Source organism: Thalassotalea ganghwensis (genome assembly GCF_053485795.1).
This window is the reverse complement of sequence record NZ_JBQRUM010000002.1, coordinates 179146-193818: the sequence shown is the minus strand read 5'-3', so window position 1 is coordinate 193818 and position 14673 is coordinate 179146. Positions and strand designations below refer to the sequence as shown.

At 40.3% G+C, this 14673-nt stretch carries 13 protein-coding genes; 9 read left to right on the top strand and 4 right to left on the bottom strand.

Going from position 1 to position 14673, the window contains the following annotated elements:
* Positions 1–78 precede the first annotated feature (78 nt).
* The 3 genes from ACSLUH_RS02800 to pabB form a co-directional block, all read right to left on the bottom strand.
* The gene (locus ACSLUH_RS02800; RefSeq protein ID WP_448564369.1) at positions 79–1455 is read right to left on the bottom strand and encodes an L-serine ammonia-lyase; all 1377 of its coding nucleotides are present in this window, start codon (positions 1453–1455) and stop codon (positions 79–81) included.
* 110 nt (positions 1456–1565) lie between these two features.
* On the bottom strand, positions 1566–2174 hold the full coding sequence (locus ACSLUH_RS02795; RefSeq protein ID WP_448564367.1) for a CoA pyrophosphatase: 609 nt from the start codon (positions 2172–2174) through the stop codon (positions 1566–1568).
* 69 nt (positions 2175–2243) lie between these two features.
* Positions 2244–3638 (bottom strand): aminodeoxychorismate synthase component I, encoded by a 1395-nt coding sequence (gene pabB / locus ACSLUH_RS02790; protein WP_448564365.1) that lies wholly within the window; start codon positions 3636–3638, stop codon positions 2244–2246.
* Positions 3639–3761: 123 nt separating this feature from the next.
* On the opposite strand from pabB, the gene ACSLUH_RS02785 reads away from it, so the two are divergent.
* From ACSLUH_RS02785 to ACSLUH_RS02755, 7 genes are all read left to right on the top strand, one after another.
* Positions 3762–5273 (top strand): fumarate hydratase, encoded by a 1512-nt coding sequence (locus ACSLUH_RS02785; RefSeq protein ID WP_448564363.1) that lies wholly within the window; start codon positions 3762–3764, stop codon positions 5271–5273.
* Between the two features lie 198 nt (positions 5274–5471).
* Positions 5472–6842 (top strand): DNA recombination protein RmuC, encoded by a 1371-nt coding sequence (locus ACSLUH_RS02780; RefSeq protein ID WP_448564361.1) that lies wholly within the window; start codon positions 5472–5474, stop codon positions 6840–6842.
* Positions 6843–6993: 151 nt separating this feature from the next.
* Positions 6994–8334, top strand: a complete 1341-nt coding sequence (locus tag ACSLUH_RS02775) for a magnesium transporter (protein ID WP_448564359.1) — start codon at positions 6994–6996, stop codon at positions 8332–8334.
* Between the two features lie 39 nt (positions 8335–8373).
* Positions 8374–9333, top strand: coding sequence for a zinc transporter ZntB (locus ACSLUH_RS02770; RefSeq protein WP_448564357.1), 960 nt, complete (start codon positions 8374–8376; stop codon positions 9331–9333).
* A gap of 291 nt (positions 9334–9624) precedes the next feature.
* Complete coding sequence (locus tag ACSLUH_RS02765) at positions 9625–9840, top strand: hypothetical protein (protein ID WP_448564355.1); 216 nt, start codon at positions 9625–9627, stop codon at positions 9838–9840.
* 26 nt (positions 9841–9866) lie between these two features.
* Entirely contained in the window at positions 9867–10109 is a 243-nt protein-coding gene (locus tag ACSLUH_RS02760; protein ID WP_448564354.1) for a hypothetical protein, read from the top strand.
* 140 nt (positions 10110–10249) lie between these two features.
* Positions 10250–11647, top strand: coding sequence for a GGDEF domain-containing protein (locus tag ACSLUH_RS02755; protein WP_448564352.1), 1398 nt, complete (start codon positions 10250–10252; stop codon positions 11645–11647).
* 40 nt (positions 11648–11687) lie between these two features.
* Here the strand turns inward: ACSLUH_RS02755 and ACSLUH_RS02750 are convergent, their stop codons facing one another.
* A complete protein-coding gene (locus ACSLUH_RS02750; RefSeq protein WP_448564350.1) occupies positions 11688–12536 on the bottom strand; it encodes a LysR family transcriptional regulator in 849 nt (282 codons plus the stop codon).
* Positions 12537–12732: 196 nt separating this feature from the next.
* Here ACSLUH_RS02750 and rimK point away from each other — a divergent pair, with 196 nt between their 5' ends.
* Together rimK and ACSLUH_RS02740 are read left to right on the top strand one after the other, a co-directional pair.
* Positions 12733–13638 (top strand): 30S ribosomal protein S6--L-glutamate ligase, encoded by a 906-nt coding sequence (gene rimK, locus ACSLUH_RS02745; RefSeq protein WP_448564348.1) that lies wholly within the window; start codon positions 12733–12735, stop codon positions 13636–13638.
* An 11-nt stretch (positions 13639–13649) separates the two neighbouring features.
* Positions 13650–14669 (top strand): succinylglutamate desuccinylase/aspartoacylase family protein, encoded by a 1020-nt coding sequence (locus tag ACSLUH_RS02740; RefSeq protein ID WP_448564346.1) that lies wholly within the window; start codon positions 13650–13652, stop codon positions 14667–14669.
* Positions 14670–14673: the final 4 nt, after the last annotated feature.

Genomic DNA, 14673 nt, shown 5'->3' with positions numbered 1-14673 from the left:
CTACTTAACGTAAAGCCATAAAAAAACGCCAATAATCATTGGCGTTTTTTAGTTGCTAAGTGAGAAAGTCTATTCCTATTAGCATTCGATAATATTGACTGCTAAACCACCGCGAGATGTTTCTTTGTATTTGGTTTTCATGTCGTTACCAGTTTCCCACATGGTTTTTATGACCTTATCTAGAGAAACTTTCTGTGTGCCCGTGCCGCGAAGCGCTAATCTCGCCGCATTGATCGCTTTTACTGCACCCATAGCGTTACGTTCTATACAAGGCACTTGCACCAATCCACCGACTGGGTCGCATGTAAGCCCTAAATTGTGCTCCATACCTATTTCAGCGGCGTTTTCAACTTGCTTAGGACTTGCGCCCATCAGTTCTGCTAAAGCGCCCGCAGCCATCGAACAGGCAACACCTACCTCAGCTTGGCAACCACCTTCGGCGCCAGAAATAGTGGCATTGGTTTTATATAATATTCCGATGGCGGCAGCGGTGAGTAAATAACGAATGCAATCATCATCCGTCACTTTTTTAACAAACTTATCGTAATAACAAAGTACGGCTGGGATGATACCAGCGGCGCCATTTGTTGGTGCAGTAACCACACGGCTGCCTGCGGCGTTTTCTTCATTAACTGCCAAGGCAAAAAGATTAACCCAATCCATTGCACGCAGCGGATCATTACTTTTTTCTACGGATAGCGTTCGATAAAGCGCCGGTGCGCGGCGACTGACTTTTAAGCCCCCAGGAAGAATACCTTCCGTTTTAATACCTCGGGTAACACTGGCATACATTGCTTTCCAGATGTCTACTAGTTGTTTTCTAATTGTCGCCTCATCATTTAAACATTTTTCATTGTCCATCATAATGGTACTAATGCTTAACCCTTTTTCTTGTGCGATGCTGAGTAATTCATCGGCACTTGAAAAGGTGTGAGGTCGTTTGATGTTAGTGTGTAAAGATAGCGCTTTGTCTTTCTCTTTTTCAAAATCACAATCTCTTACGATAAAGCCACCACCGATGCTGTAATAGGTTTCCTCTAGCAATAAAGTCTCATCTTGGTAGGCGAAGAGTGTCATCGCATTTGCATGAGCTGGCAAGGTTTTGCGTCGGTGATAAACAATGGCATTGTTTTTCGGAAAGCTTATAGGCTTTTGAGCCATTAAGTGGACACTTTCTTGGCTGATGACATCCGCTAAAATACTATCAATTTTTTCTACCGCAATGGTTTCAGGGGCTTCACCATGAAGGCCTAAAATCACCGCTTTTCCTGTGCCATGGCCAATCCCCGTCTGTCCGAGTGAACCAAATAGTTCACAACGTACCGTGGTAACCTTGTCTATTAGCTTTTGCTCAATGAGATGTTCGCCAAATAGTTTGGCTGCTTTCATAGGCCCAACCGTGTGAGAACTCGATGGACCAATGCCAATAGAGAACATATCAAATACACTTATCATGCGTTAATTCCGAATTATTGCCAGTTAATGGTTGTTTGTTAAAATTATTTTCGAATATATTACCCGAAACTTAATCAACAGTTAACCATAATGTTGTTATATTATAGTCTTTAATTGCCGCGCTGGAGAGGGTTTTCGCTTAGCTGATGCACGAGACCTTTAATGATGGCTGCTGTTGCCCCCCAAATGTTGTATTGTTTATAGGGCAGGTAATGCACGTGCTGGTATTTGTTGCGGTGAAACACTTCTACACTGAAGTGATTTTCATTATTCATAAAATGGCTTAAAGGAACTTGGAACACTTCAGCCACTTCATTGGGATCTAGCTTGTAATCTACCGCTTGATTGATAAACGCGAGCACAGGCGTTATCTTAAAACCGGTTAACGTTTGGTAAAATGGCAATGTGCCTAGTACGTTAATATCTTTTGACGATATGCCAATTTCTTCTTCAGTTTCTCTCAACGCCGTTTCAATGATGTTGCGGTCACTTTGTTCCACCTTACCGCCTGGAAAACTTATTTGACCTGCATGATGTTTTAAATGTGATGCTCTTTTCGTTAGTACAAATTGCAGTTGGTTATCAAGTTCTATTATCGGCACTAACACAGCAGAAGGTTTCAGGTTGATGAGTTCGACGTTGAAACTAACCGAGTTGGTTAGCGCATTACTCAGCGTAAATTGTCTGATAAAACTGGCTTTATCAATCGAACTATTCATGCGTCAATCCTAAGGCTAAATGCGTCAGCCACCTCGTCGTTTGCCTGTCAGATAACACTTTGTTAGACATTAAAGTTTTTCTAGCACAGGTAAAATCTTATTCACTTTATCATAGCTTTCTTGATACTCAGCATCAACGACTGAATCAGCAACAATGCCTCCTCCTGCCCAACAATAAATTTTCTGATCGATAGCGACTAGGGTTCTTATCGTTATGCTAGTGTCCATATTGCCACAAATAGACAGGTAACCGATGGAGCCACAATATAATGCTCTACGGTGAGGTTCTATTTCATCAATTATTTCCATTGCTCTTATTTTTGGGGCGCCGGTAATTGACCCACCTGGAAAAGAAGCACGTAACAAATCGGTAGCACCATATTGAGGTGCGAGTTTTCCGACCACGGTACTGACTAAATGATGAACCGCAGGAAAACTTTCGATAGCAAATAACTGTGGCACTTTTACGGTACCTGCTTGGCAAACTCGGCTGATGTCATTGCGCAGTAAGTCAACAATCATTAAGTTTTCAGCGCGGTCTTTTTCTGAATTTTGTAGTAGGGCTTTATTATGGTTGTCTTGCTCAATAGCGTCGCTTCTCGGTTGCGTGCCTTTTATCGGCTTGCTTTGAACATCATCGCCAATAACACGCAGAAAACGCTCAGGTGAAACACTTGCTATTGCGCATTGGTCAGTGCGAATAAAGGCAGAAAATGGTGCTTGGTTTTTCTTTCTAAGGGCAAGGTAAGCTTGGTATTCATTGCCTTGATAATCGGCACTAAAACGTTGGGTTAAGTTAATTTGATAACAGTCGCCATCAAGCAAATATTGTTGAATTTTATTAAACTTCTCAATGTACTGTGCTTTGGTTATCTGTGCTTGCCAATTGCTTGTTAGCTTAAATGGTGCCTGCGCTGTAGCTTTGTTAATAGCGTTGTCAATTTCTAAGGAAAGCTTCACTCTTTTCGAATCATCGCAAAGTAAATAGTATGTTTGGTTAAGTCGATCAAAGATAATGCCGTGACGATAAATTCCCACCGCCATTTCTGGCATATTAATATCCCGCTTTGCATGACGAGGCAAGGATTCAAAGCGTCGACCTAAATCATAAGAAAAATAACCCACACAGCCACCATTAAAGGGCAGAGGTGATGAAGTTATGCGATAATGCTCAAATAGCAATTTTTGTTGCTGCTCAACCAATAAAAGCGGATCTTCTTTAGACTGTGAGCTAATGCCAGTCGTTTTTTCAGTGATCGTTGTCACCGCACCATTGGTAACCAGCGTAACCTCGGGCTGCCACACCATTATATCAAAGCGACTGTCTTGATGGTTGTTGTGGCATGAGTCTAACCACATCGCCCACGGCGTGTCTGAAAACGCTAAAAATAATTCAGAAGGCTTAATTATTTGACTAAACTGTAAAGGCGTTGCCTTAAGCTCAAATTTTATCTGGTTTGACAATGGTTTTACCTTTAGCTAAAAACTGGCAGGCTTGCTACAAGCAAGGTATCATATCGGCAAAATTTTAACTTTCAACAAGAGATTGTTGAATCTATCAAATTATACAAGAAACAAAGGATAGTCATGGCTATTATCAAACAACAAGACTTGATTGAGAGTATTGCTGATGCTTTGCAGTATATCTCATATTATCATCCATTAGACTTTGTTCAGGCGCTAGAAAAGGCTTATCACAAAGAAGAAAGTACTGCAGCGAAAGACGCCATCGCGCAAATTCTTATCAATTCTCGAATGTCAGCAATGGGTAAACGTCCGATTTGTCAAGACACCGGTATTGTCACTTGTTTTGTTAAAATTGGTATGGCGGTGCAGTGGGATAAAACCGACATGACTGTCCAACAAATGGTAGATGAAGGTACTCGCCGCGCGTATTTAAATCCTAGCAACCCATTACGAGCATCCATTGTCGCAGACCCAACCGGCAAGCGCCTTAACACCAAAGACAATACGCCGTCGGTTGTTCATATTGAGATGGTTGAAGGCGACCAAATAGAAGTGCTTATTGCTGCTAAAGGTGGTGGTAGTGAAAATAAAACCAAAATGGTTATGCTCAACCCGAGTGATTCGATAGCAGATTGGGTTGTTAAAACATTACCTACAATGGGTGCTGGCTGGTGTCCACCAGGTATTTTGGGTATCGGTGTTGGTGGTACAGCTGAAAAAGCAGGTGTACTTGCTAAAGAAAGCTTAATGGAGCCTGTCGATATGCAAGAATTAATCGAGCGTGGGCCACAAAATGCAGAAGAAGAATTACGTTTAGAGATTTACGAGCGTGTTAATAAATTGGGTATTGGTGCTCAAGGTTTAGGCGGCTTAACCACAGTCGTAGATGTTAAAATCAATTCAGCGCCAACGCATGCAGCGTCTAAACCTGTGGTAATGATCCCTAATTGTGCGGCAACGCGCCATGTGCATTTCCACCTCGATGGCTCAGGGCCAGCACAGTTAACGCCACCTAAACTAGAAGATTGGCCAGACATCACATGGGAAGTGGGTGAAAATGTTCGACGAGTTAACGTTGATAACTTAACAAAAGCTGATATCGCCGATTGGAAAACAGGTGAAACGGTTTTACTAAGCGGAACCATTTTAACTGGTCGTGATGCCGCCCATAAGCGTATTCAAGATATGTTGGCAGCAGGTGAAGAATTACCAGTTGATTTTACCAATAAATTTATTTACTACGTTGGCCCAGTAGATGCCATTGGTGATGAGGCGGTAGGGCCTGCGGGTCCAACGACTGCGACTCGCATGGATAAATTTAGTGAGATGATGTTATCCCAAACAGGGTTACTCGGTTCAATTGGTAAATCTGAACGTGGTCAAGAAACATGTGAAAACATTAAAAAGCATAAATCAATTTACTTGATGGCAGTTGGTGGCGCGGCTTATTTAGTCTCTAAAGCAATTAAAAAAGCCAAAGTAGTCGCTTTTGAAGATTTGGGAATGGAAGCGATTTATGAATTTGAAGTAGAAGATATGCCAGTTACGGTAGCGGTTGATTCAACGGGAGAGTCTGCTCACGTCACCGGCCCACAAATATGGCAAAAGAAAATAGAAGTTCAACAAGCTTAACTTGTTAGTCGTTAGCAAATAAAGCTAACTGAAATCACTGAACTTAAAAAGAGCTATTGGCGAATACCAGTAGCTCTTTTTTATTTAGTTTTATTGAGGAGGAGAATTACTGAGCGCTTGATGTACTTACTAAGTTATGCTCTAATGCTGTAAATAAAAACAGTGTTTTTTTGGCGAGATTGTTAAATGAAGAATGCAATGACATTTTTGGAACATGTTGCACTAGAGTATTGGCTAGTGGCTTTTGTGGCAATTAGTATCGTCTTCACACTGATATTATTGTTGCTGCTTCGCCATATCAAAAGTACGGCAATTTTAATTCAAGACTTTTCTCAACAACAAAGTATCGAGACACAGATCGAACAACAAAAGTACGCACAATTACAACAAGGTGTGCTCGGCCATTATCAAGAGCTTTCAAAGCAGCAGTTTGAATTAAGAGCTCAATTGGAGCAACAAATAGCTGATTTAAAAATAAAAACGTTGCGCCAGCAAGCTGATTTAAGTGAAAAACAGTTAGCCACTTTGCACCAGCACCAACAAGCATTTTTAGAAAAGCAAAACCAGTCAATTAGTGAGTTATTTAAACACTTAAACGAAAATCATCAGAGTAATCGCCAAGAACAAGCGAAGTCGATGCAAGCGGCAAGCGAGCAGATGTCGAAGAAAATCGCAGAGTTAACTCAGTCTACCGACAGTCGTTTGAAAGAGATTAGTGCACAAGTGGAGAAACGCTTAGCGGAAGGGTTTGAGAAAACAACCAAGACCTTTAATGATATTGTTAAACGATTGGCACTGATTGATGATGCGCAAAAGAAAATTACTGAATTGTCCACAAACGTAGTCAGCTTGCAAGAAGTGTTAGCCGATAAACGTTCGCGAGGTGCTTTTGGTGAAGTTCAACTCAATGGTTTGATTCGTAATGTCTTGCCTGAACAAAGTTTTAGTTTACAGCATACGCTGTCGAATGGAAAAGTTGCTGATTGTGCGTTATTTTTACCACCACCAACGGGAACTGTGATCATTGATGCTAAGTTTCCCTTAGAAAGCTATCGGAAGATGACTGATGTCAACGTTGCTGACAGTGATCGCAAAGCGGCAGAGCGGCAATTTAAAAACGATATCAAAAAGCATATCAATGACATACATGATAAATATTTGATTCATAATGAAACATCAGACGGCGCTATTATGTTTATTCCAGCAGAAGCGATATTTGCTGAAATCCACGGTCATCACAGTGATTTAGTCGAATATGCTAATAGCAAACGTATCTGGCTAACCTCGCCAACGACATTAATGGCAATATTAACTACCGCGCGCTCGGTGTTGAAAGATGAAGCCACCAAAGAGCAAATTCATATCATTCAAGCGCATTTATCTGGTCTTGCTGCCGATTTTAACCGCTTCAAAGTTCGCTTTGACAATTTAGCAAAGCATATCGATCAAGCAGCAAGTGATGTTAAACAAATACATACTTCAGCACACAAGATTACCTCCCGTTTTGAAAAAATTGAGCAGGTTGAGCTTAGCCATCCCAAAGAAGACAACACGCTGTTATCTTCTTAAGAGCTGCTTATCGTTGTTAGTCTTTAATTGATGACGTGTAAAAATATCGATAATCACTCAACATCCGCTAGTGTCCAACTGTAATTTATAGTTAAATATCAACAGAGAAGACCGATAAACGCTTGCTTGATACGGATACAAGGAAAAATCATTGGATTTACTGACCGAATATATTCATCAATTTGAACAACACTTCGCTGAAGAAATGCCGCTGGAGCAATTGATCCAACAAGCCGAGCAGCAGTTAGCAGCAGAGCAAGTGGCTATTTTACTCGAAGCGTTCCCAATCAGCGAACGTATGAAACTTTGGGGATTGTTAAAACCTGAGCTGCAACAAGATGTTTTCCTTGAAATGAAAACAGAGTCGCGGCAAATGTTACTTAATGCCTTAGATGATCAAGATTGTTTACCACTCTTTGAAAAGCTTGATGCGGTTGATTTACTTGAACTTAGCGAAGAGTTAAGCGATCGATTTATTGATTATGCTGTTACAAAAATGACAGCAAAACAACGGGCTAACCTTAAAAAAGCTCAAGATTATAGTGATGCTGAAGTAGGGCATTGGCAAAGCTTTGATGAAAAACAAATTCCGATCACATTAAAGGTTTCAGCGGCTAAAAAGTTATGCGCTAAAACCTTGCCTTCACTGACGGATACGCTTTACCTAACCGACGAAGATTCAAAATTAGTGGGCGAAATCAACATTAACCAATTAATAACGCTAGATGGTAATGAGTTATTAAAGAATGTTACTTACAGTCAACCTCAATCAATAGCAGCATCAACGTCAATTGATGATGCTGCCGATGAGGTCGTCATTTCAGGGCGTGCAGCATTACCTGTAGTTGATGAAGACGGCCGTTTAACCGGACGACTAGATATACACTCAGCGTTTAAGCATTTAGAAGAAGAGCGCGACAACCAGTTAATGAAGTCAGCAGGTCTTGTCGAAGAAGAGGATTTATTCGCCAGTGTTTGGCTCAGTAGTAAAAACCGAGCGATATGGCTTGGGATTAATCTAGCAACTGCGTTTTTAGCGTCATGGTTTATTGGCCTGTTTGAAGCGACTCTCCAACAAGTCGTCGCTTTGGCTGTGCTAATGCCGGTTGTCGCCTCTATGGGCGGTATTTCAGGTAGTCAGACCTTAACCCTAATAATACGTGGCTTGGCGTTGGGTCAAATAACGGATGCCAACAAGCAAGCGATTGTTAAGAAAGAATTGAAAGTTGGCGCCATTAATGGGCTTTTATGGGCAATGGTCATCGGCGTAATCACCTATTATTGGTTTGAATCACCTTTGCTTGCCATAACGATTTGTATTGCCATACTCGGTAATATATTGGTGGCGTCCTTGTCGGGGGTTTGGGTACCTTGGTTGTTAAATAAGCTCAATATCGACCCAGCTTTGTCTGGTGCTGTCATATTGACAACGGTTACGGATGTTTTTGGATTCATTGCCTTTTTAGGTTGTGGTACCTTACTTTTAACCTAGACTTAGACTGGTAATGTCTTGATATTGGAATTTACACATATGCGCAGTGATTTCATTTATGGCTACTATTTTAGTGATCGACAACAAGCTGAATCTATTGATTCTCTAAGCACATTGGATAGCCAGCGTCCTTACTGGCTGCATTTTGATTATACCGCTGAAAAAACTAAGCAATGGCTGAAGGAATGTAGTCAACTGAATCCCGTTGTCATCAGTGCGTTGTTAAATGAAGAAACACGTCCAAGAGCTACCTCGGTCGATGATGGCGTACTCATTTCCTTTAGAGGGGTTAACCTAGCACCGGGTAGTGATCCTGAAGATATGGTTTCTATTCGAGTATGGTTGGCGAGCGATAGGGTTGTTAGTACTCGTCGGCGCACCTTGTTGTCAGCTCGAGATATTGCCAATGATTTTGAGTCGGGTCACGGACCGACAACTCCGAGTGAGCTAGTTACCATATTAGCTGATCGCCTAATTAATCGTATGGCGAATACAATTGTTGAAATTGAAGATAAAGTCAGTGAAATTGAAGAAAGTATGTTAACGTCGAGTAGCTATTCCCTAAGAAATGAAATTGCTGACTTACGTCGTCAAATTATTTCATTACGTCGTTATTTAGCACCACAAAAAGAAGCAATGACGCAATTGTTAAGTGATCGATCCACCTTGTTTACTAGTGAGCAGAAAGTACAATTACGAGAAACTACCGATCACCTAACGCGTTTTATCGAGGAACTCGATTCGATTAAAGATCGTGCAGCGGTCACTCAAGAAGAACTTAATAATCGTATAGCCGAGCAAATGAATAATCGTATGTATGTTTTATCGATTGTTGCGGCTGTGTTTTTACCTTTAGGTTTTTTAACTGGCTTGCTGGGTATCAATGTTGGCGGCATTCCAGGTGCAGAAAACCCTTATGCCTTTGGTATTTTTATATTTATTCTGATCGTGGTAGTGGTTGCCCAGGTCGTTGTATTTAAAAAGCAAAAATGGTTTTAGTTGATTGAGCGTTAAGAATTTATACAACGATCACTTGTTGTCAGTGAATCGTTGGTTTAATTATTGATGAGTTTATTTTAATGCTTTGATTTTATTGTGTTATTGTTGAAAAAAGCCAGCTTGTTCGAGCTGGCTTTTTTATTTTTATCAATCAAAAGTTTTGATTGATATCCCTAAAATATTTAGCTTTTCTTATCAGATATTTGGGCACATTATTCAGCCAAACATAGCTTCTATGTTTAATTGTACAGAGGGTGGTAGCCCAGTGGAATTTTTTAGAAGGTAAAGCCAATGATCATTGATGACTATGAAGACGATGTAGATGTTGATGAAGAGTTACTTAATGGTATTAGTGGTTATGAGATTGCATATAGCAACCCTCAGAAAACCAATATAAGGAAAACAGCAAAGCAAAAATATCGCATTAAACAAAGAATAGAATCGCTTTACGAAGAAAGGCGTTTTGACAAAGAGACCAATACGCTCAGCGATTATTGGGATATGTAACCAAACCTCAAATAAGAGATAGTTAAATGAAAAATTTATTAGTTATTGCTGCAACACTCACTGTGTTTTCTTTTACCGCCTATAGTGAAGAACAGACTCCACAGGAAGCGCCAGAAGAGTACGTCTTAAGTTTATTAAGTACTTGTCAAGAATATGCTCAGGAAGATGAAGTAGCTGAAAAAGATATGACGGCTTATTTACTCAGTTGTATTAATGATGAGTTAGTTGCTAGTGACTACCTACCAATTAAAAAGTTACCGACGGCTTAAAACTCATTAATAGTAAAAACTTTTAGCACAAAAAATGAAAAAGAGCAGTACAGCCGTACTGCTTTTTTTATTCGTTTATTTGTTCATTTCGTGATTCTTTCCTAAGCTTATACCGTTGTATATGGATGATAAGTTTAGCGATGAGCCGAAAGAAAAATTACTTACAGGAAGAGTTATATCAACTGATAAGATCAGATGATAAAGTGTTTGACTTCATTCAAGATGCAAGCCTAGATGGGTTGTGGTATTGGGATTTGGATAATCCTGAAAACGAATGGATGAATGAAAAATTTTGGACCGTCCTAGGCTATGATCCTCAAGACAAAAAACACCTAGCAAGTGAATGGCAAAATATTATTTATGAAGATGATTTAGCCATCGCTATCACTAATTTTAAACGTCATTACAAAGACCCTAGTTATCCATACGATCAAACCGTTCGTTATCGCCACAAAAACGGTTCAACGGTTTGGATTCGTTGTAGAGGAATAGCGATACGAGATGAAAATAATGTCGCTCATCGTATGTTGGGTGCACATAGCGACATTACTAAATTAAAAGAAATTGAAGCGAAGTATCGTCGCAATTTAAAAGAAATGGATAAAGCATATGCGGTTACCAAACTTGCGCTTGAAGAAAGTGAAAAATTGTTTGAGATGGCCCCTGATGCAAATTTAAAAGTTGACGATAGAGGCAATATTGTCAAAGCAAACGAACGCGCATGTCAGTTGTTTGGCTACAATAAATTACAATTGGAACAAATGAATGTTTCAGAGTTGATGCATAGCGAACATAGTGGCGACCATCATCATCATATGACCCGTTATTTCGAAACTGGTGGTATTCGTCGAATGGGAAAGGATCGCGGTAAACTCATTGCAGTAAACAGCATAGGGGAACCAATATTTGTTGAAATTACCCTTAACTTAATCGATGGGCCATATGGTAAGAATGCGTTGGCAACGATTAGAGATGTTTCCGCGCGAGAAGCTTTGATCAGTTCGTTAGAGCAACAGCTAGAAGAAAATAAAACACTGGTTGAATTGACACTTATCGACCCATTAACCAAAGTGTACAATAATCGCCATTTTCAACAGGCCATCGAAAAAGAACTCGCATACAGTGTTCGACATAGTCTACCCTTGACCTTAGTTATCATTGATATTGATTATTTTAAAGAGGTTAATGATCACTATGGTCATGCTGTTGGTAACCAGATCCTTATTCAGTTAACAACCTTGATCGGACATTTAATTCGCTTAAACGATACCTTTGCTCGCGTTGGCGGAGAAGAATTTGCGATTATTTTACCGCGCTCGGATATTGATACGGGTTTAGCAATCGCCGACCGTATTGTTTTTGAAGTGGCCAATCACTCTTTTGTTATCAATGAACAAACAGCGTTAAACATCACCATAAGTGCTGGCGTTTCGCAGGCGTTATTGAATCAAGATACCACTGAAACGTTATTTGAACGAACCGACGACGCCTTATATCAATCCAAGCACCAAGGACGAAATCGCGTGTGTAAGTGTTAATTAAAATTATCAGCTCAACTAGTATTACATTTGGCAGTGGTTAAACTTTTACATAGGGAAATAAGTTAAGCGCTTGTTCTATCACTTCTACTTTTTGGCTTTTAGCCAAATAAATGGCATAAATATCCCGTGAAAATACCGGCGCTTCTTCGATTAAGTGCAGTCGTTCATTTTGAATAAATTCAAAGGTCATCTGTCTTGGAAGATAAGCGCTTCCGCCAGCATTAAGAATAAAGTTCAGTGCAATGCGGGGCTGGCTCATGTGATGTTTAATTTTTGCATGATCTTGAAACGCCCTAGAGTGTTGTACGTTAATTGATTCTCCATAATCCACCATCACGTATTGGTTTTGTTCAAATATCTCATTTAGTGAAAGTGGTTCAGTCGATACTAAGTGCAGTGGAACGGACGCAACTTTTTCAGAGATCATATCTTCAATGTAGGGGGGCTCAAAAAGAAAAGCGATATCGACAATGCGGTTAAGGATGTTCTTTCTTAATTCAAGCGAAGAGTGGGTATTGGTTAACAGACTGACATCATCAATGTTTCGATCGATTTTTTGTAACCAGTTTTGCAAGATAATGTCCCATATCGAGTTCATGGCACCAATAACAAGCTGTTGTGAATCGTTCTTAGCAATACCGACATCTTGTTTGGTTTTTTGCCACAGAAATAACAATTCATTGGCATGTTTGACTAAGCGATGGCCTTCGGGTGTGAGTTTTAAGTGCTTTTGACTGCGATCAAATAATAGTACACCTAAATCGTCTTCAAGTAGCTTAATTCGGGCACTCACTGCTGACTGTGTAATAAATAATGCTTCTGAGGCTAGTCTGAAGTGCAATGTTCTGCTGACTTCAAGAAAGGTTTTTAACAGTTCAATTTTCATAGTACCGTATGCTTTTCGTTAAAAGCGCCGAGTAATGGTTATCAATTTATTCTATCAAGACATTAGTTTAATCAAAAATTTTTATCAAACTAAGCAAAATTTAGCGTTTTAATGATGCTAAACTAAACTATAAACTGCGCAACTTATTTTCCTCACCCTGAACATAATATATTGATAATAATTAGGATTTATTCTTATGAAAATAGCAATTCTATCGAGAAATGAAAACTTATACTCCACACGCCGTTTAAAAGAGGCGGGCGAAGCAAAAGGGCATGAGGTAGATGTTATAGACACGTTGCATTGCTACATGGATATTACCAGTAGTCGGCCGACAGTGCGTTATCACGGTGCACAACTCCCTAAATATGATGCCATTATTCCACGTATCGGCGCTTCGGTAACATTTTATGGGACAGCGGTGGCTCGTCAATTTGAAATGATGGGCACGTTTAATATCAATGAATCTGTCGCGATTAGTCGTTCAAGAGATAAATTAAGATCATTACAGCTATTGTCTCGAAAAGGAATTGGCTTGCCAAGAACAGGGTTTGCTCGTAAGCCCGATAATATTAAGGATTTGATTAAAAATGTTGGTGGCGCTCCAGTTGTAATTAAACTGCTTGAGGGAACACAAGGCATTGGTGTTGTATTGGCGGAAACTTCTAAAGCGGCTGAAGCGATCATTGAAGCTTTTATGGGGCTTAAAGCTAATATTTTGGTGCAAGAGTTTATTAAAGAAGCCGGTGGCGCAGATATTCGTTGTCTTGTTGTTGGCGACCGTGTTGTTGCAGCGATGAAACGTCAAGGAGCAGAAGGTGAGTTTCGTTCGAATTTACACCGTGGTGGTTCAGCCGAAGTGGTTAAATTAACTAAACAAGAAAGAGAAACCGCGGTAAATGCTGCCAAAGTGATGGGATTAAGTTTTTGTGGTGTTGATTTATTGCGCTCTCAAAACGGTCCTATGGTTATGGAAGTTAATTCTTCGCCTGGTTTGGAAGGGATCGAAACAGCAACAGGTAAAGACGTTGCAGGTATGGTGTTTGATTTTATTGAAAAGAAAGCCAAGCCGCATAACACCAGAACGCGCGGTAAAGGCTAAGAGGATACAAGATGAGCGCATTGCGTATTGGTGAATACGAAATTTTGCCGGGTGAGCAACGTAAAATAGAATTGCCTGTAGCGAAACTGTATACCGATGCTGATGTATCGATACCTGTTCATATTACTCGTGCAAAAAAGCCTGGTCCTACTGTCTTTATTAGTGCAGCAGTTCACGGCGATGAGCTTAATGGTTTAGAAATTATTCGCCGTCTTATTGGTCAAAAACAATTTAAGTTGACTCATGGGACACTTATATGTGTCGCGATGGTAAATGTTTATGGTGTTATTAACCAGAGTCGCTATATGCCGGACAGACGTGATTTAAATCGCTGTTTCCCTGGGTCGCCCAAAGGGTCACTAGCGGGGCGAGTAGCGCATATATTTTTGCAAGAAATCGTCAGTCATTGTGATTATGGTATTGATTTGCATACCGGTGCGATTCATCGCTCAAACTTACCCCAGATCAGAGCAAATATGACTGATGAGCAAACTAAAGAATTAGCCGAGGTCTTTGGTGCTCCGGTGATCCTCAATTCAAATTTAGTCGATGGCTCATTGCGAGAGTCAGCGGTAAAGCGAGGAACAAAAGTTTTGCTTTATGAAGCTGGTGAAGCGCTGAGGTTTGATGAATTCTCGATCAGAGTTGGCATTCGAGGTATTCATCATGTACTACAGTATTTAGGTATGGTGAGAAAATCACGAACCAAGCGAAAAGTGCAAGAACCCTTCGTAGCTAACGGCAGTCAATGGTTAAGAGCTACGGCCAGTGGTATTTTTCACAGTCGCGTACAATTGGGCGACCAGATAAGCAAAGGACAAGTTTTAGCAGAAATAGGAAGCCCCTATGGTGATATTATTGATGTCGTTAAGGCTTCTCGCCCGGGGATCTTAATTGGCAAACAGAATATCCCGTTGGTACAAGAAGGAGAGGCAATGTTCCATGTCGCCTATTTCACTGAAGATGAAGAAAATATTGCCGAACATATCGAAACGGTGCAAGAATTATTATTGCCAGAAGGCAGTCTTTAGGAGT

Bases quoted from the DNA above. Each gene is read 5' to 3' on its own strand.
- ACSLUH_RS02755 (WP_448564352.1), top strand. From the start codon at position 10,250: ATGAGCCGAAAGAAAAATTACTTACAGGAAGAGTTATATCAACTGATA.
- ACSLUH_RS02770 (WP_448564357.1), top strand. From the start codon at position 8,374: ATGCGCAGTGATTTCATTTATGGCTACTATTTTAGTGATCGACAACAA.
- ACSLUH_RS02740 (WP_448564346.1), top strand. From the start codon at position 13,650: ATGAGCGCATTGCGTATTGGTGAATACGAAATTTTGCCGGGTGAGCAA.
- ACSLUH_RS02795 (WP_448564367.1), bottom strand. From the start codon at position 2,174: ATGAATAGTTCGATTGATAAAGCCAGTTTTATCAGACAATTTACGCTG.
- ACSLUH_RS02765 (WP_448564355.1), top strand. From the start codon at position 9,625: ATGATCATTGATGACTATGAAGACGATGTAGATGTTGATGAAGAGTTA.
- rimK (WP_448564348.1), top strand. From the start codon at position 12,733: ATGAAAATAGCAATTCTATCGAGAAATGAAAACTTATACTCCACACGC.
- ACSLUH_RS02750 (WP_448564350.1), bottom strand. From the start codon at position 12,536: ATGAAAATTGAACTGTTAAAAACCTTTCTTGAAGTCAGCAGAACATTG.
- ACSLUH_RS02760 (WP_448564354.1), top strand. From the start codon at position 9,867: ATGAAAAATTTATTAGTTATTGCTGCAACACTCACTGTGTTTTCTTTT.
- ACSLUH_RS02800 (WP_448564369.1), bottom strand. From the start codon at position 1,455: ATGATAAGTGTATTTGATATGTTCTCTATTGGCATTGGTCCATCGAGT.
- ACSLUH_RS02785 (WP_448564363.1), top strand. From the start codon at position 3,762: ATGGCTATTATCAAACAACAAGACTTGATTGAGAGTATTGCTGATGCT.
- ACSLUH_RS02780 (WP_448564361.1), top strand. From the start codon at position 5,472: ATGACATTTTTGGAACATGTTGCACTAGAGTATTGGCTAGTGGCTTTT.